The organism is Flavivirga rizhaonensis, assembly GCF_004791695.1.
In the GTDB taxonomy this organism is placed as follows: domain Bacteria; phylum Bacteroidota; class Bacteroidia; order Flavobacteriales; family Flavobacteriaceae; genus Flavivirga; species Flavivirga rizhaonensis.
This window is the reverse complement of record NZ_SRSO01000005.1, coordinates 20,036-38,175: the sequence shown is the minus strand read 5'-3', so window position 1 is coordinate 38,175 and position 18,140 is coordinate 20,036. Positions and strand designations below refer to the sequence as shown.

Below are 18,140 nucleotides of genomic sequence, written 5' to 3'. Positions count from 1 at the left end.
TCGCTGCGCTCTGAATGACATAGTTTCTTTATTAAAACAGTTAAACAACTGATTGTTAGGTTTTAATATATCGATCTCACGTTAAATTATAAAGAAAATTTAGTACTTTACTATAATGAGCGCTACTTTTTTATGATAGCACTCATTTTGATGCTTATAAAAAAGAAACCGTTGTAAAATCTAAAAACATATCCTAAACTCAAGAGCAGGTAAAAACATTAGATGACAAGATTGACAAAATGTTAAAAAGAAACAATCACACCAAAAATCAACATGGTTTGATTCCCTTTAAAACGGGCATTACCACCTGTAGCATCCAGGTCCTGGTCTTCAAGTTTATTCAGAATATTTGTAAAACCATAAAGGTATTGCGCTTTAAGTTTTACATTTTTTATACCTACAGAAGCACCTATGGCACCATTTAAATTAAATTGAGAAATATTAGTAATATCCTCAGCAGATAAATTTGTGTAGTTATTTATATAATAACCTTTTTGGTCTTTATTTTTAAACTCTAATTTACTGTTATATTGTAGCATAGGACCTAAATCTATAGTGAAATACTTAGGAATTACTTTTATATGACCCAAAAACACCAATTGGGCAGCAAACATTTTATATTCAATAAAAGAATCTTCTGTACTAGCTATATCAGGTCGTCCTAAAATTTCAATAGTACTTTCAGATAGTTGCATACCATAGCTTATATTATACCATATGTGAGGAATATCAACCATAGCTGATAAACCACCTAAAAAACCATCTCCTTGTTTGGTAACAAAGTTGTTGGTAGTGATATCAAACTTGGTAATACCACCATTAATACCAAAGCCATTAGAGATTCGATAATTTCCTTTTTGAGCAAAATTTGTTGTAACAAAACAGGTTGCTATGACTACTAATAAGAGAAGTTGTTTTTTCATAACTATTTATAGGGATAAGTGTGCAAATATAACTTAAATTAGTAACTCGTTATTTTCTAACATTTTTATATAAATACCATGAATTATCTCATTATTCCCATTATTGTATTCGGATTAATAATATTAATCTCGTCATTCTTTATTGTAAAACAACAAACCGCAGCTATCATAGAACGTTTCGGTAGATTTCAAAGCATTCGTCAATCAGGTTTACAGTTAAAAATTCCATTAGTTGATAGAATTGCTGGCAGATTGAGTTTAAAAATTCAACAATTAGATGTTATTGTAGAAACAAAAACAAAAGATGATGTATTTGTGCGTCTAAAAGTGTCTGTACAATATAAAGTAATCAAAATTAAGGTTGAAGACGCTTTTTATAAATTGGATTATCCACATGATCAAATTACGAGTTATGTGTTTGATGTAGTACGTGCAGAAGTACCTAAGATGATTTTAGATGATGTTTTCTTAAAAAAGGATGATATTGCGATCGCTGTAAAATCTGAATTAAATGATGCTATGCAAGATTATGGTTATGATATTATTAAAACATTAGTAACCGATATTGATCCAGATGCTCAGGTAAAAGAGGCTATGAATAGAATTAATGCTGCTGATAGAGAAAAAACTGCTGCACAATATGAAGGTGATGCCGCTCGTATCTTAATTGTTGAAAAAGCAAAAGCAGAAGCAGAAAGCAAGCGTTTGCAAGGTCAAGGTATCGCAGATCAACGTCGTGAAATTGCTCGAGGTTTAGAAGAGTCTGTTGAAGTGCTTAACAAAGTTGGCATTAACTCGCAAGAAGCATCTGCACTTATAGTAGTAACGCAACATTATGATACGCTACAGGCTATAGGGCAAGAAACCAATAGTAACTTAATTTTATTACCTAATTCACCACAGGCAGGAAGCCAAATGTTGAATGATATGGTTGCTAGTTTTACGGCTAGTAATCAAATTGGTGAAGCAATGAAGAACGCTAAAAAAGACGAGGATAAAGATGAATAAAACAATTTCAACTGCTTTAATGCTACTACTTTTTTGTGGTAGCATTTCTTTTGCACAATCTACCGAAGAATTAAAAGCATCAGCACTAAGAGACGCTAAAATAGCATCTCAGGCAACCCTCAAAATGGATTTTGATAAACTTTTAGACTATACTTATCCAAGTATTTTGGAACTTATGGGGGGAAAAGAAAAGGCCATTGATTTGTTAAAATCGACGTTTGATTCTATGAAAGAAGACGGTTTTGTTTTTGAAAAAGCCGAAATTTTAGGAGTTTCAGATGTTGTTTTTGAAGATGATCAATATCGCTGTTATGTCGAAGGTTTTAATCAGATGATTGTAAGTGATAAACGAATAAAATCTAAAAGTTACTTGTTTGGAATTTATAATAGTGAAGCAAAATTTTGGTATTTCATGGAAGCCAAACAATTAAAAAATGAAGCTATGATGGATTTAGTATTTCCTAATTTTAAAACAAGCCTGAAGGTTCCCGAGGACGAAATGACTACCGAAGAAATATGAGGTAAAGGAGGCTGTTTAAAAAGTATATATTTTGTCATTCAGAAGGAGGAACGACTGAAGAATCTTATAAATACTATTATCAAGAAATAAAAATGGATGAAAGCCTGAAACCAGAAAGCTCTTTTTTTAATTCAATCTTCATTTGAAGTAAAACAGTGAGATTCTTCGCTATGCTCTGAATGACAAAATATATACTTTTTAGAAGCATTCTTACTTTTTCAGGTTTATAATTTTTTAAATTTAGGTTGCTCTTTCTTTTTTTCAACATCGTCATCTCTACTATTTATCCTACCTGGAAATGTTAAAGCAGTACTCGCAAATGTTGTCCCAAAATTAATATGTGCATAATATACTTGACTAACAGCATCTTTTACTTGATTTTCAGATAACTCCTTTAATGGATGAATAAATACAGACCATAAAACACCATCTGAAACAGCATATTTAACGTCCAAAGCCGTATGGAAATTTGCAACTAAAGCTGCCTTAATAAGTTCATCACTCAAACTATTAGAATCTGCAATTGGAGATATAATGCGCATTCTATTATGATTTGTATCTGTAATACACATAAGAGGAATTTCTTTAACAAAAAATTGCCATGCTCCTGGGTTTCCTTGAATGGAATCACTAACCGTCGTGTAAATTGTATCAAGCTTTTCGTTATCCATATTCTGCGAAAAAATGCAGAACGGTAAGACTAATAAAATCAACGTTAGTGTTTTCATAATATTTGTTTTTATATGGTTTAGGTCGAAAAAATAAACGCATCCAAACAAAAGCAATCCAATTTAGTTTTTAAAAGGATGCCGTTCTTCCCAATCTTTAGTAGGGTTCATGAGTCCAAATATACCTTTCAAGATTGTATTCATAAATCTATTGGTATGTTTTAAATATACCAGCATAGCTTTGGGCCTTGCTCCTACAGAGCTTTTAATTTCCATCGCAGTTCTGGCATATACGACAGATGAAAATTTATTTTCAATCCCAAATTCCACCATATTATAAAGCATGTTTAAATACAATTGATTAGTATATTGGAGCCCTTTATCATAACCTAGAAAATAGGTTTCTAAATTTTTATCATTTAAAATTAATGTATAAAACCCTACCAATTTATCATCCAGATAATAGCCAAACACTTTAAAGTGTTCATTTAAATTTTGTTTTAAAATATAGAAATGCTTTTCTGGTAAAATAAATGTGTTAAACTTGGCATTGTTGGAAACGTTTAAATATAAACTGTGAAGTTTTTTTGAATTGGTTTTAATAGATTCCAGATCAAGTTCAATGCATTTTATAGCACCTAATTTCTTTTTTGCACGTTTATATCGATCTCTATATTTTTTATTTAAATCTGCTTTATAATCTTCAATTTTTACCCAATTAGAACGTGTAGGCATAATCATATTGGGTTGCACAAACACATCGTGCAATTTATGAGCATTAAAAGTAGTTTTATCTTTATGAATAGGATCTTCAAGAAAAAAATCCTTAAGCATCAGTGCTCTTATTTTTTTTCCTTGAGTCTCTCTTATTTTTGTTCTTAGCATATCTAATCCTTCAAAAATAACATTGAAAAAATCTGATTGTGTAATCTTGTTTTCATCAAAAAACAAAGCGTGCTGCCCTGTATGGGTTAAGTTTCCAACAACTAATATATTCCCTTTAAGAATTTTTGAAATGATATTTTGAAAAAACTCTTTTAAACAAGACACTTCTGCTTTTCTAAACATGTCTTTTAGATATAGTTGTACGCGTTGAATAATAGCAACACCAACTAATAGCCCATCATTAAAAACACCAACATAAAAAAGTTGAATATTATCTGGAGACGCTTCTTCTAAAGCTTTTAAATAACTTATTTGTAAAAAGATATCATGCTTTACAAATGCATCCCAACCTTCTGGAAGGTTGTTAGCAGAATAATAAATGTGAGATGTTATATTCAATAGGGAAAAATAAAAAAGACTGAAAACTACAATTTTCAGTCTTTAAATATGTTAAAACTTTACAAAATGATTATTTCCATCCACATATAATTGCTCCCATAACACCTAAGGTTACAATCCAATAACCGCTATTAATAAAAATATATTTGGCGCTTTTACGCTCAAATAAAGCATTCGTGCCTATAATAGGAAGTGCAATAAAAATACCGGTAAAAACACCATGTAAAGCGCCATGTTTAAACGTTCTAAAAGCATCACCATAATCATTCATTATAGCATCATAAGATGGTAACGCAACAGAAGGATCGCCACCAATTAAACTAAAAACACCCATTTGATGAATCACAATGCCAGGAAGTGCTGTAGCTAATAAGAAAGCGAATAAGAGTGCTAAGCCAAAAATCTTAGCCATATTTCCACCCTTTACTTGCTCATCTGTCATGCCTGCTGCTTTCATCCAAGCATTTCCAAATACTTTTGGGTTATACCAAATAAATCCGACAACTAATGCCGAAACTGCAGCAACGATAATTGCTGGAAAGTTTAAGAATTCCATAATAAATTAGTTATAGTTAGAATATAAATATATGTAAAAATATAATACGGCTATTATTTTTTCCTGATTTAGGAATTTTAGATTATGTTTTGAATACGCTCAGCCTCAGTTACTAACAACTCGTTTTTATCTTCTAGAGCTTTAGTAATAAAATCATTTATAATACCGTTTTTGCCTTGTCCGTTTTCTAATAATACACCCAAAGTAAGTACTACTGCAATTCTAGTACCCACCTTTTTAGCTGCGGTATTAAACAAAGGTTCTAGCTCTTCGTAAGTCACATTTTTAGCAAGTTCCTGAATCTCAGCTTTTATTTTTTGCTGTTTTATTTCTGGTAAGTTTGTGTACTTTTTTCCTAACTGTTGAATAACATCAATCGCTTTTCGTTTTGGTTGTTGCGATTTGTTGTTTTGTTGTTTTTGATTCGAACTATTTTGAGTCGGTTTGCTTCGACTATGCTCAGCACGGGTTTGTTTAGCCCAAGAGTCACGTAATCCAACAGTTTTGTTAAATATAATTCTTTCTGAGGTAGTATCGTTATCCACATTAAAATACCCCAAACGTTGAAATTGAAACCTATCGCCTATTTTAGCTTCTTTTAAACTTGGTTCAGCAAAAGCTGGAATAACTTTTAAGGAGTTTGGATTTATAAAATCCATAAAGTCTTTGTCTTGATGATTATCTGGAGCTTCGTCCATAAATAAACGATCGTATTCTCTAACCTCAACTTTTATAGCATGTTTAATGGATACCCAATGTAATGTTCCTTTTACTTTTCTAGAAGTGTCTTCGGAATAGGTACAGTGTATTTCAATAATATTTCCATCGACATCTTTTTTAACACTTTCAGCTTTAATGATGTAGGCGTTTTTAAGACGGACCTCACCTCCTAATTTCAGTCTAAAAAATTTATTACCAGCTGCTTCTTTAAAATCATCTTTTTCAATATATAGCTCGCGAGAGAAAGGTACTTTTCTAAACCCCGCACTATCATCTTCTTGATTATTTTCAGCCTCTAACCATTCTTCTTTACCTTCAGGATAGTTAGTAATTACTAACTTTACGGGATCTAGAACAGCCATCACTCGCGGCGCTATTTTATTCAAATCTTCACGAATACAAAATTCTAAAAGAGACACATCAATAACATTATCTCGTTTTGCAACACCAACAGTTTCTACAAATTTTCTAATAGCATATGGAGTATAACCGCGACGACGTAAACCAGAAATAGTAGGCATACGTGGGTCGTCCCATCCACTTACAACACCATCATTAACTAATTGGAGCAGCTTACGCTTGCTCATAATCGTGTAACTTAAGTTTAAACGTGCAAATTCACGTTGCTTAGGTCTTATAAGCGATGTGTCTACAACTTGGTCTAAAAACCAATCGTAAAGCTCTCTGTGAGGCTTAAACTCCAAAGAACATAGCGAATGTGATATTTGTTCTATATAATCACTTTCTCCATGAGTCCAATCATACATAGGGTAAATACACCAATCGTTTGCTGTTCTATGATGATGTTTTTTTAAAATACGATACATAATCGGATCACGCATGAGCATGTTAGGGTGCTGCATATCTATTTTAGCCCGAAGGATATGTGAACCTTCTTCAAATTCACCGTTTTTCATGCGTTCAAATAAATCTAAATTTTCAGCAATACTCCTATTTCTAAAAGGACCATCAACCCCTGGTTGAGTTGGCGTTCCTTTTTGTTCTGCCATAGCTTCACTAGATTGTGAATCTATATAGGCTTTTCCTTCTTTTATAAGAACAATGGCCCAATCGTAAAGTTGTTGAAAGTAATCTGAAGAAAATAATTCTTTATCCCATTTGTAACCTAACCAAGCAACATCTTTTTTAATAGCATCTACATATTCCTGCTCTTCTTTTGCTGGGTTTGTATCATCAAAACGAAGATTAACTGGTGCGTTATATTTTTCACCTAAACCAAAACTAATACCAATGGCTTTTGTGTGACCAATATGCAAGTAACCATTAGGTTCTGGAGGAAATCTAAAACGCAACTCGTCTTTTGATACGCCATTAGATAAATCTTCTTCTATAATTTGCTCAATAAAATTGAGTGGTTTTCTTTCTTCAGACATTTTTTCTAATTTATTTCAGCTAAATAAACCCCAAAATTACGGAAATTCGAGTTATTTTAGCCCAATACTAAGAACATTTGGAAATACATTTGGGATAATATATTTAAGAAGCGTAACAAACTTTTAATTACATAGACTTATATGGTGTATAGTATTAACTTCTTAAATATTTAACCCATGCAAAATTTAAATTATGAGTGTCCAAAATGTCATAACAAAAACTATAAAATAGGTCAAATGAGGGCGACAGGTGGAACATTTTCTAAGATTTTTGATATACAAAATCAGAAATTTACTTCTGTTACATGTGAGCGTTGCACTTATACAGAATTTTACAAAACCAAAACGAGTGCATTAAGCAACGTTTTTGATTTCTTTACAAATTAATGGGTATTATAAAAGTTGAAAATATTAGGGTATTTGCCTATCATGGTTGTCTTAAAGAAGAAACTAAAATAGGCAGTGATTATCGTGTTGATCTGGAGGTTAAAGCCGATTTACAAAATTCAGCAAAGACAGATAAGTTATCTGATACGGTTGATTATGTGTTTTTAAACCGAATTATTAAAGAAGAAATGGAAATTCCTTCTTATTTGCTTGAAACTGTAGCCAGGCGTATACTTGATAGAATTTTTAATGAAGATAAATTGGTAAAAAAAGCAACGGTTTGGGTGAGTAAATTAAACCCACCTATTGGAGGCGATGTTGAAAGGGTAACGATAAAAATGACCGATAAGCGTAAAAAGTAATTTAAAGTAAGGAAAAGTTATATTTTTTTTTACTTTTGTATCCTATTAAAAATGGCGTCGTGGCCGAGTGGCTAGGCAGAGGTCTGCAAAACCTTCTACAGCGGTTCGAATCCGCTCGACGCCTCAAAAAACCTTCAAGTTTTTCTTGAGGGTTTTTTTATGATAAGTTTTTAGAAAAATTAATTAAATAACGTCAGTTTCGATTTAATTTTTTTTATGAAAAATAATATTAAATCAATGAATTTCAAGTGTTTGTCATTTCGACAGAGCGAAGCATGAGCCTTTCGACTTTAGTTTATGCTGAGCGTAGTCGAAGTACTCAAGATAAACTTTCGAGAAATCTCATAAAGATGGGATTCCTCCTCACAAGCTTCGCTTTATATCTTCAAACAAAATATATTTTGTTTTTGATAGCGTTCTGAATGACATAGTTTCTTTATTAAAACAATTAAACAACTGATTGTTAAGTTTTAATATATCGAGCTCACATTAAATAGAAGCAAAACCTTCTATCTGGATTTGTTTTTCTAATTTTCTAGACACCTCAAAAAAGCTTCCAGATTATTCCGGAAGTTTTTCTTTTATGGGGTTTATTTGTTCTAACTTTTCTTTATTTTTTTCATATGCTTCAGGAAACAATCCCTGAACAAATAACAAAATTCCAAAACCTAAAATAACCATGGCGATTACTTTTTTGGTTTTAAAAATAAGCCGTGGTGTTAATTTTGCTTTTAATCTTTTGGCCACCAAGATTTTAATTAGATCCGTAACAAAATAAGATCCAATCATGGTAACAATAAAAACAATATCGCCGTTTTCCGATGTGGTTAATGTATCTCCCAATACCATAAAACCTAGCCAACCAATTAGAACACCAATATTTATAAAATTAAGTAAGAAGCCTTTTATAAAAAGTTTACCGTAGTCTTTTTGAATTTCAACTTTGTGATATTCTTTAACGATTGCCCTAAAAGATTTTGATGTTTTTATGAAGGAAATGATACCGTAAACAATTAATAAAACACCACCAAAAACTAAAAAACTCGGATCGTTACTAATTTTACCCCTTAAGTTATTGGTACTATAAAAAGCGATAACAATAAAAATAATATCGGCAAGAACGACCCCTAAGTCGAAAATTAAAGCACTTCTAAAACCTTTTGTGGCACTTGTTTCTAAAAGCACAAAAAATACGGGACCAATTGTAAAGGCTAGTATTATTCCAAAAGGAATGGCGGTTAAGATATCATCAAACATAACTTAAGTGAAGGTTTACACAAAGTAAAGAAATATTTTGTAACTAATGTAAGTATGATAGTCACAAATAACAAAAGGGTGTGACAATAAAATCACACCCTTTCTTAGCGAATCAAACAAACTAAATACTTATGAAACTGCTATTTCTTAATTTATACCTATACGAAGGTTTTGTTTTTATTAAAAAGCACAGGAGTTGAATAGAATTTAGGTTTTTCGTATTTATCCCATAGCCCCCAAAATGCACCAACATCTCCCTCATCTCCTATTTTCCACGATTCATCAAATGATGAAAAATAGAAAATATCAATATCGTCTTGTTTAGACCATTGTTGGGTATTGATAAAGTATGTTATCGCGTTTATAAATGAAGGTAAAGCACCATTTAAACCCTCGCCCTGACTAGGCCATCCAGTTTCAGATATAATAACCTTTTTACCATTGGCTGCTTTTACAGCTTGGTTAAACATATCCTTCATATAGATCAATGAATATTCTATATGACACCCTTCCCAGTAAGGATAACAATTAGCCAAAATGACATCGCATGCTTCTGTTATTTTTGGTCGTTGTGTAAATTCGTAGTAAGCATCAACATATCCAACAGGAGTATCAGGAATTTTATTTTTTACATGGTAAATGAAACCCAAAAGCTCATCTTCTTTTAAATCACCTCTATACATCACTTCGTTTCCAACTGCTGCAATATCCACATAGCCTTCCTTAGCCAGTTTAATAAGACCCGATATTTCTCTTTTATTTATTTCAGCATCATTACCTAACCATGCACCCACTAAAGTTTTAATACCATACTCTTTAGCAATAATGGGAATCAATTCATTGCCGTCTGTGCAGGAAAACGACCGAATCCATTTAGTGTAGGGTTTTATAATTTCCATACGTCGCCTAATTTGCTCAACACTTATTTGGTCTCCAGGCGACTGCCCTTCTTCGTAAGGACTAAAGCACAACCCATGCATCCCACCTTTAAGAACTCTCTTAAATGTATTCTGCAACCCTTTTATTGTTTTATTTTCCAGGTTAAGGCCAGATAGGGCCATAATTTTATCTGATCTGTACGACATAGTTTGTTGATTTTAATATTTATAGTTCTCCTCTCCTTCTTACTAATTCTGCTTTAATCTCTCTGGCTCTTTTTTCATTTAGACTATATTTATACATAATCCAAATAGCTATCCCAGCAGTTAAAGAAGGTATTATTATATCTGCAATTCTTAGGCTATACATGGTTTCAGCACTTTGCGTTTCAGCATCTGAAATGAAGCCTACTAATTTTAAAACCAGGCCACCTAAAAACAAAGCGATGGACTGTCCAATTTTAACCATCCACCAATAAATAGCACCGAATGTTCCTTCTTTACGAGGCATTCCGTTTTCTAATTCGTCTAAATCACATACATCTGCGGTCATGCTCATCATTAAAGTGAACAACCCTCCTAGACCAAAGGCTATGAATGGTATCGGCATAAAAATTAGCCATGGCGATCCTTGACTTGTATCAATACTAAACCAAGACATGCCTACACTCTCTAAAAATGGATTTAAAGATTCAAATAAAGAAGCTACGCCACTATTTAGAGATTGACCAAATTCTGTTTTGTTGAAATTTTCATTTAGTCCATTATCAAATCCCCACCATTTTAATATGTAGCCAATTATTGAAATTACTGTTGATATAATAAAGGCTTTTCGTTTCCCCCATTTGTTTGCCATTTTAGAAATAATGGGAATCACAATAAAAGCGGTTATAACTGCTGTGATTGTTGAGAACCAGGCTGGCCATGTACCGGCATTTGCATAACTTCCATTATACATATAAAATACAATGATATAGACACTAAAAGCCGCGACCATTTGAAAGCCATTAAAGACTAAGAATGTTGCACCACAAAGCTTCATAAATGGTTTGTTTTTTGAAACCTGTTTAATACCATCCCATAAATCTTTAAGGTTTGAGGCCAGTGTTTTAAACGTAATTTCTTTTCTATTTTCCATATTTGCTGAATCAATACCTCTACAGAAAATAGCGGGTAGTAGGCCTAAAACAACACAAGCAATACCTACAATTATGGATAAATGTCTTACTCCTACAGCTTGAGATTCATATATTTGAGGATCGGCAATGATTACCCAAAACCAAGGCACTATCATCCAAGCAATTTGACCCATAGTGTTTGAAAAAGCCATGAGTCTAGTCCGTTCATTATAATCTGATGTCATTTCATAACCTAGACCTACTAATGGTGTCGCATACATCGTATTACCTGCTAAAAAGAGTATGGATAGGGTAAGAAAATACCAGAAATTATACATTTGGGAATTTTCTGGTGACATTTGCCATGATAAAGCAAATAATATCCCACTTAAAATAGCACCAATAAAGATGTAAGGCCTTCTACGTCCCCATTTTGACTTTGTATTATCAGAAATGAAACCCATTATAGGGTCTGAAAGCGCGTCAAAAAGTCTAGGAAGTGCTCCTAATATCCCTGCATAAAGCGGATCCATTCCAAAAGCGGTAAGTAAAAAGAACATAAAGAACCCTAAGGCCCCAGGCAATAAGTTAAGGACAAAATGACCAGCTCCAAAGGCCGCTTTTTGCCCTATTGGGACTCTATCTTTCGCTGCAGTTTTTATATTTGACATATCTTTTAGCTATTAGTTAGTTAAACTTCATTTAATTAGAAATTACAATAGTTTGAATAGCTTTAGCGTCTATTGCAAAGTCTTTCACTTTTCCATGTATTGATAGGTTAATGCTTTTAGGGATTTCGGTTTCGTTAAAAGCCACAACAATGATAGATCCATCTGGGTTTTGAGCAGCTGTGACCATAAGTTTTTTGTCTGAGTTTTCTAGTCCGATAACTTTTGCTCCGGGTCTGATATATTTACTAAAATGAGCCATGGTGTAATAAATAGGCGTGAAGTAAACTTCATCGGCATCAGGGTCAACAATCACAGGAGCTACACACCAATTCTTAAACCAGTTAGGGCCTCCTTGCCTGTCTAATACCATATTCCAGTCTACCCATCCATCAACCCAGTTATTTAAACACCCGATAATGTCTCTCACATATCGGTTTACAGGTGCATACTTTGGGTGTAGATATTTTTCGGCTTCGGAGGCCCAATCCCAGCCCCAATCTGTTGCTTCTTTGTTCCAATACCAGGCATCATCTTTCCACTTAGGCACTTCAGAATCCACACAACCTTCAGTTTCTATTAATAGTTTGTTAGGCGCTTTATTATGAGCATATTGTAAGGCTTCCGGGAAATAGTCATAAGTACTTTCATACCAATGTATGGCCGTTCCATCAAAGTATTTTGAGGAGGCTTCGTCTCTGTACATTTCATCCACCCATTCTTTCAGTCCTGCTCGGTTTTGATCGTACCCTAAAATGATTTTATCACCATATCCGTCATGTTCTAATTTTGGACCTAAGTGAAACTGAACAAAATCAGTCATTTCTTTGGGAGAAAAATGCATACTCTCCCAATTATTGCCATTTCCGTGCGGTTCATTTTCAACAGTGAATCCCCAAATATCAATACCTTCAGTTTTATAGGCATCTAGATATTTAGAGAAGAAGAGTGCCCAAGTGTCATAATATTCTGGAAGGAGCTTACCACCAACCCAACTGTTATTATCTTTCATCCATGGCACTGCAGACCATGGAGACGCAAATATTTTAAACCCATCTTCAGAGATCGCCAAGGCATCTTTTATCATAGGGATTAGATCGTCCATATCTTCTTCGATAGTAAAATGTTCTAAGTTTTTATCGCCTTCTACTGGTGAATAAGAATAATTGGTTAGTGAAAAATCACAGGAATTCATATGTGTCCTAGTAAGCGAATATCTGGCACCCTCTTTAGCAAAATAAGCTCTTAAAATAGTGTCACGATTTTCCTTGCTTAACTTGTCTAGCAGATAGGCTGAAGACTCTGTAAAAGCACCTCCAAAACCTGTAATGGTTTGATACGTTTGGTCTGGTTTCAAGCGTATAGTCACTTTAATATCTGACTTTTGAAACGCATTAATTTTGGTCAGTTGATTTCCTTTAGCCGAAGTTTCAAAAACTTCAGCTTGCAATTTGTTTTCTGATTCCGTACAACTCATCATCATAAATAAAAGACCGTAGACATAATATTTTAAAGGTTTCATAATCATTTATTATAGATTTTAATGTGTGACACTAAATTCCGCATGCGTTGGAGGCACTAAAACCTCTTGCATTAAAGCTTCTTTGTTTCCATTGTAGGTTTTTGTTATTGGGTTACCATCTCTGGTTAATCCATCGAATATGCCTTTATCAACCATATCCCATAAGGCATATTTAGCTTGCCCTTTTAAATTGATGAGTCCAAAGTGGTTTTCCGATCCTAATTTGTGAGCGGCATCTTTCCATTGCTCATCAAAAGCTTCAAAATAGAAGCAGGAGATGTTGGATTTGTTGGTCCAATCTCTCATCAATTCATGATAACGACCGGACTTATATTCGTCTGTAGCCCTAGATCCGTTTTTGCTATAGTGTCCATTTGAGACGGTTGCCCATCCTGTTTCTCCAATATGAATGGGCTTGTTTACACCCAAACTTTTTACATAGTTTGAAACACTGTCGTATTGTGCTTTGGAAAAATTAAGCGCACGGTGCATAGCCGATTCAATTTTTTCGTGATCTGAAAGGCCAGATTCGCTCTCAGGAGCTAACCAAAATTTAGGATTATAATGGGTATTGTGCATCGGGTAGGTATGCATGGAAATATAATCGACTGCCTGGATTAGTTTTTCCAAGTCTTCAGTATGATAACTTGTATCGCCACCTCCCCAAGAGGAAAAATCATCAGAACTGGTTACCCATAAAGCTTCTGGAAGCTCTCCTAATTTCTTTAATTCTTGCAGATGGGTTACCCATTTTAAAATGACATTGGGGCGGACAAAGTAGCTTGTTGCCCAATTTACCATAGCTTCGTTTCCTACGGCAATGATCTTTACAATATCTGGATATGCTTTAGCCAAAGCGACTGCTCTTTCAATTTCGGCTACATTGTTTTCGCTTTCAACGTCGTGATTGGGTGCTTTGTCTGTCCATGCATTTTGACAATCAATCCAGGCACCTAGCATCACGTACATTTCAAAAGTTGGGTCGTCGCTTTTTAATTCTCTTATAGCTTTTAATATGTTCGGGGCTTGTTGCAGTTGTACATTGTAAGTACGTAATATTTTAATTCCCATAGCCGCTAAAATTTTCATGTCTTCTTTTAGCTGAGGTATAGTTGGTTGAATATCTCGGGATATTTGTCTGTAACCTCCATATGAAATGGCTAAATATTCTGGGTTTCCTAAAATATCTGCTGCAGTTATATGTTTTTCTTCAGTCACTTTTTCTATTGCTTTTTTAGACTTATTTGCACATCCTGTTGTGGCAATTAAAATGGTTAGTAATAAGAGTCTTTTTAAATTGGTTTTCATCGGTTTGCCTTTATCTTTTTAGCAATACATTTATTTGATTTACCTGTCCTTTTCTTTGAAATATTGACTCGGAAATTTGTGAATCAAGGCTTAAATTATCAAAGCTCAATTGTCTGTTATTATTAAAAACTACTTGTAGGCTATCTTTGTCTGAAAGCTTATAGGTAATTGGAACCTGGCAGTACATAAAGCAAAGTGTATCTGGGTCTAATACCATTTCCCATTCCTCTTTTATAATATCCGTATAGCTGAAAATTTTAGGCGTTTTTAAAAATTCTTCTTTACGTAATAAACATGGATTGAATGTGATGCAGCCATTTTTTACAAAAACACCTAATTCGCCAATTCTACTTAGGATATCTTCTTTAACCTGGCCTGTCATTCCTGGCTGTTGGGCACCTTTGGTGGCTGGTGTATGCGAGTAAGGATCGGTTGGAAAGGCTCCATAAAGTTCGGGTGATTTATGTACCCCTATGCCTGCATTTATTTCGTAATAATGATCTAGAAGTTTTCCAATGAGTTTTTCATTTTTATTAGTGTTTATTGCTAACAAACAGTTTTCCTGAACGGCTAATAATAATTTGGAAACCATGTGCCAATAAATAGACCCTAAACCTTCGTAGCCAAAAAATGTTCCTGAACGGCCAGTGAATGATTTATGATCAAAAATGGCTTCAAAAATGGTCAGTAATAGCTCGGTATCTTTTTCTACAAGGGATTTGTAACCGTTTTTAGATAAATTTTTTAAAGCTTCTTTTAAACTATTGGCATTATTAAAATTACCATTAAAATGATACCCTCCTAAAACATCTTTTTCGACGATGTGATTGTTGCCATCTTTTATTAATTGCTTTAATAAATCTGATTGTTCTACTTTTTCAGACGGGATGTTATTTTTTTTATCAAACCGAGGTAGTTCATTGTCTGGGTATAAAATATAACTGTATTGATCTTCTCTGAAGAGGGCACTATTTTTTAAGCCATCTAATACATTTAAAGCTTCTTTTGGAGACAGATAACCTGAGCTCAAAACTGCTACTTGTCCCTCAAGCATTTCTGGTAAATACGAGATGGATACTTCTTCCTCGTTTTCAACCGTCATGAGGTTATAGGCATGGAACATATTATCCTTACGCTTATTAGCACCAATAGTATGTTGTAGATAGGCTTTAGTGGTTGTTATAAAACCTAAAAGTGCTGATTGGGTTACAACGGATTTGTTACTTGTAAATCCATCATTATAAATGGTATTTCTATACTTACTCCCTGCTAGGCCTAAACCATCGAGAATAGTCTTTCTGTCTTTGTTTGATATGTTTCCTGAAAGCGTATGCTTATTCGTTTCTAATGTTGATACCACCTCATCAAAGCATATTTTTAATGCTTCAGATAGTTCAACTTGTTTTGTTTCGGACTTTTCAATAATGTTTTCGAAGAAATTTAGAAAACGATATAAATAGTAAAGGGTTACCATGGATACACCATTACCCACTAAGGCATTATTGGCATCATTCCATTCTGGTCGTTGCGTGTTTAACCAAATACCGCCTTCTGGAATAAAGTTAGATACTTTAGCTAATACCGTAGTGATTAGCTTTTCAATTAAATTGACTTTGTAAATGGCGTCTTTTTTATCTCTTAGCAATGCACCATCTGCTCCTAATTTTTGTTTTGCTTCATTAATTTTTGCGTCTAACTTGTGGTCAAAATCAATAGTGTCTTTTGGGTTAATGAGTGTATCCTGATAACTTTTTATTTTATAAGGAACATTGGCATAAACAAAAATATCCTGATCAAATTGAGCTTCAAGTTTTCCAGGATAATGATCTTCTATAAATTCTAAAAACTTTAGAAGGTAAATGATCTGATGATCGCCCCAATAGCCAATATAAGACCATGGGTCGTTCTCTTCAATAACTTCCCAATCGAAGCCATCTTTTGTGACGCGATATGGGTTATAGCCTTCAAATGTTGTTGCATTTAAAAACTTATGAATCATACTTTCTATAAATTCTGGGTATGAATGTGCAAGTGCTTCCCAATTTTGAAAAATATCTCGCCAGTTGCCTTCATAATCTAATATCTTAGAACCATCAATTTCGCTATGTGTATTTATTGAAAACTTATTCCAGGGTCTACTAGGGTCACCATGCCGTCTACTAAATTTTAATGGTAAATATTCAAAACTAAGTCGCTTAAAAACATCATCTACATCTTGTTCTGCAATATTTTTTAAATAATTAAGCGTGAATGCTTCGGGTAAGTTTTTTAACTGACTATTCTTCTTATCGAAAAACACTTTATTAGCCTTGGCTATATATTTTATAAAATCGGCTTTTTCAATAGTGTAACCATCATCAAAAATACCGCCACGCATGATATTAAATAGTGTGTTTGAGAAATGCCTGGTGTTGATTAAAGGATCTGCGGTTAATTGCAACCCATCTGAGGCTCCAGCTAACTGAATTAAGTTTTTAGTTCCGGCATCAATATCTTTTTGAATAAGACCAGCGAGGTCTTTTTCATTTTTAATGATTTTTGAAACCTGAACAATATCTGAAATTGACTGATTAACATTCGCTATAAACCTCCAGTTTTTTTCTGATTCTGCTTCTAATGTTATTTCGGCTGATATAAAATAAGCGCCTTTCTCTGCTTTCACATCAACTTCCTGATGGATGTCTTGATGTTTCCTAAAATTGTCTAATTGTTGTGAAGACAATAAGTGAGTAGGGTTTTTAAGCCCAGATGACCATACAATATTGGCTTTTAAGGCTTCGCTTGGTTCTGCCTTATCTACAATAACCGCACTTAATGCATAAATACCTAAGCCAATTTCTGTTTGCAATTCACTCTTTTTATAGGCATCTACTAAATTACTTCTACCGCTTTGCGTATCAGCAGTTACGCTTGCGGGTAAAATATTTTGTAACCCATCTAAAACATTAACATTAATTTTAAAATCAGAATTATTTATTAATGTTGATTTTTTTACAAACCCAAATTCATTGCTAGTGTTCCAATGATATCTGTATGTTAAGCCTAAATCAAGGTTATTCTCTTCAAAAACAATTTTATTCCCATATATATTTTTATACAGATTTGTTTGGGTCTTGTAAATACCCATCTGGCGTATAGAAAATGGTTCCCAAATGTGTAGCTTTCCGTTTTTATGTATCTGAAAAATAGCCTTACTTCCTGTAATTTCGGATGATTCGGTTATTTTATCATCTGTATAATAAGGAAATAGCGAAAACTCTGCATTCTTTCTTCCGGCAGTTAATCCTCCATTGCTTGAAATAAACATCCAGTGATTAGAATCGCTGACTATGCTCATAAAGAAAGGGCGCATCGCATCGCTACTAGAAATTTTATAATAGGTTTCATTTTCAAAGCTCACAAAGTCCCCTTTTATAGTACTCATATGATTTGAAATTTTAGGTTCGTCTATAAAAACTGTACTATTCATTTAACTTTTTTAAAGTTTATTTTAATAAAAAGGCTAGCTAGTAGATCACATTTGTGCTAGCCTTTCTTTGTCTACATTATGTTGTATTTATTATTCTT

Annotated in this window: 15 protein-coding genes and 1 tRNA gene; 5 read left to right on the top strand and 11 right to left on the bottom strand. The window is 33.5% G+C overall.

All coding sequences use genetic code 11. The annotated features are described in order from the left end of the window. Nucleotides 1-242 precede the first annotated feature (242 nt). Nucleotides 243-923 (bottom strand): outer membrane beta-barrel protein, encoded by a 681-nt coding sequence (locus EM932_RS04695; protein ID WP_135876004.1) that lies wholly within the window; start codon nt 921-923, stop codon nt 243-245. Between the two features lie 78 nt (nt 924-1,001). On the opposite strand from EM932_RS04695, the gene EM932_RS04690 reads away from it, so the two are divergent. Together EM932_RS04690 and EM932_RS04685 are read left to right on the top strand one after the other, a co-directional pair. Further along, nucleotides 1,002-1,931: an SPFH domain-containing protein gene (locus EM932_RS04690; RefSeq protein WP_135876002.1), complete on the top strand. Its 930-nt coding sequence runs from the start codon at nt 1,002-1,004 to the stop codon at nt 1,929-1,931. Next, nucleotides 1,924-2,451, top strand: coding sequence for a hypothetical protein (locus EM932_RS04685; protein ID WP_246040897.1), 528 nt, complete (start codon nt 1,924-1,926; stop codon nt 2,449-2,451). The genes EM932_RS04690 and EM932_RS04685 overlap by 8 nt, the downstream gene beginning before the upstream one ends. A gap of 224 nt (nt 2,452-2,675) precedes the next feature. On the opposite strand, the gene EM932_RS04680 is transcribed toward EM932_RS04685, so the two are convergent. From EM932_RS04680 to EM932_RS04665, 4 genes are all read right to left on the bottom strand, one after another. Continuing rightward, entirely contained in the window at nt 2,676-3,179 is a 504-nt protein-coding gene (locus EM932_RS04680; RefSeq protein WP_211344255.1) for a hypothetical protein, read from the bottom strand. 63 nt (nt 3,180-3,242) lie between these two features. Further along, on the bottom strand, nt 3,243-4,403 hold the full coding sequence (locus tag EM932_RS04675) for a GNAT family N-acetyltransferase (protein ID WP_170179725.1): 1,161 nt from the start codon (nt 4,401-4,403) through the stop codon (nt 3,243-3,245). 70 nt (nt 4,404-4,473) lie between these two features. Then, nucleotides 4,474-4,959 (bottom strand): DUF1761 domain-containing protein, encoded by a 486-nt coding sequence (locus tag EM932_RS04670; RefSeq protein WP_135876000.1) that lies wholly within the window; start codon nt 4,957-4,959, stop codon nt 4,474-4,476. A 77-nt stretch (nt 4,960-5,036) separates the two neighbouring features. Next, on the bottom strand, nt 5,037-7,073 hold the full coding sequence (locus EM932_RS04665) for a glutamine--tRNA ligase/YqeY domain fusion protein (RefSeq protein ID WP_135875999.1): 2,037 nt from the start codon (nt 7,071-7,073) through the stop codon (nt 5,037-5,039). Nucleotides 7,074-7,250: 177 nt separating this feature from the next. On the opposite strand from EM932_RS04665, the gene EM932_RS04660 reads away from it, so the two are divergent. The 3 genes from EM932_RS04660 to EM932_RS04650 all read left to right on the top strand — a co-directional run bounded on the left by EM932_RS04660 (nt 7,251) and on the right by EM932_RS04650 (nt 7,946). Then, nucleotides 7,251-7,460, top strand: coding sequence for a zinc ribbon domain-containing protein (locus EM932_RS04660; RefSeq protein ID WP_135875997.1), 210 nt, complete (start codon nt 7,251-7,253; stop codon nt 7,458-7,460). Further along, nucleotides 7,460-7,822, top strand: a complete 363-nt coding sequence (gene folB / locus EM932_RS04655) for a dihydroneopterin aldolase (protein ID WP_135875995.1) — start codon at nt 7,460-7,462, stop codon at nt 7,820-7,822. The genes EM932_RS04660 and folB overlap by 1 nt, the downstream gene beginning before the upstream one ends. A gap of 53 nt (nt 7,823-7,875) precedes the next feature. After that, nucleotides 7,876-7,946, top strand: a tRNA-Cys gene (locus EM932_RS04650). A gap of 437 nt (nt 7,947-8,383) precedes the next feature. Here the strand turns inward: EM932_RS04650 and EM932_RS04645 are convergent. The 6 genes from EM932_RS04645 to EM932_RS04620 all read right to left on the bottom strand — a co-directional run bounded on the left by EM932_RS04645 (nt 8,384) and on the right by EM932_RS04620 (nt 18,042). Then, the gene (locus EM932_RS04645) at nt 8,384-9,079 is read right to left on the bottom strand and encodes a LysE family translocator (protein WP_135875993.1); all 696 of its coding nucleotides are present in this window, start codon (nt 9,077-9,079) and stop codon (nt 8,384-8,386) included. 158 nt (nt 9,080-9,237) lie between these two features. Next, on the bottom strand, nt 9,238-10,164 hold the full coding sequence (locus EM932_RS04640; protein ID WP_135875991.1) for a glycoside hydrolase family 17 protein: 927 nt from the start codon (nt 10,162-10,164) through the stop codon (nt 9,238-9,240). Between the two features lie 19 nt (nt 10,165-10,183). Then, nucleotides 10,184-11,746 (bottom strand): MFS transporter, encoded by a 1,563-nt coding sequence (locus EM932_RS04635; RefSeq protein ID WP_135875990.1) that lies wholly within the window; start codon nt 11,744-11,746, stop codon nt 10,184-10,186. 31 nt (nt 11,747-11,777) lie between these two features. Continuing rightward, on the bottom strand, nt 11,778-13,265 hold the full coding sequence (locus EM932_RS04630; RefSeq protein ID WP_135875988.1) for a glycoside hydrolase family 30 protein: 1,488 nt from the start codon (nt 13,263-13,265) through the stop codon (nt 11,778-11,780). Between the two features lie 18 nt (nt 13,266-13,283). Next, nucleotides 13,284-14,573, bottom strand: coding sequence for a glycoside hydrolase family 17 protein (locus EM932_RS04625; protein WP_135875986.1), 1,290 nt, complete (start codon nt 14,571-14,573; stop codon nt 13,284-13,286). 10 nt (nt 14,574-14,583) lie between these two features. After that, complete coding sequence (locus EM932_RS04620; RefSeq protein ID WP_407925211.1) at nt 14,584-18,042, bottom strand: hypothetical protein; 3,459 nt, start codon at nt 18,040-18,042, stop codon at nt 14,584-14,586. Between the last annotated feature and the right edge of the window lie 98 nt (nt 18,043-18,140).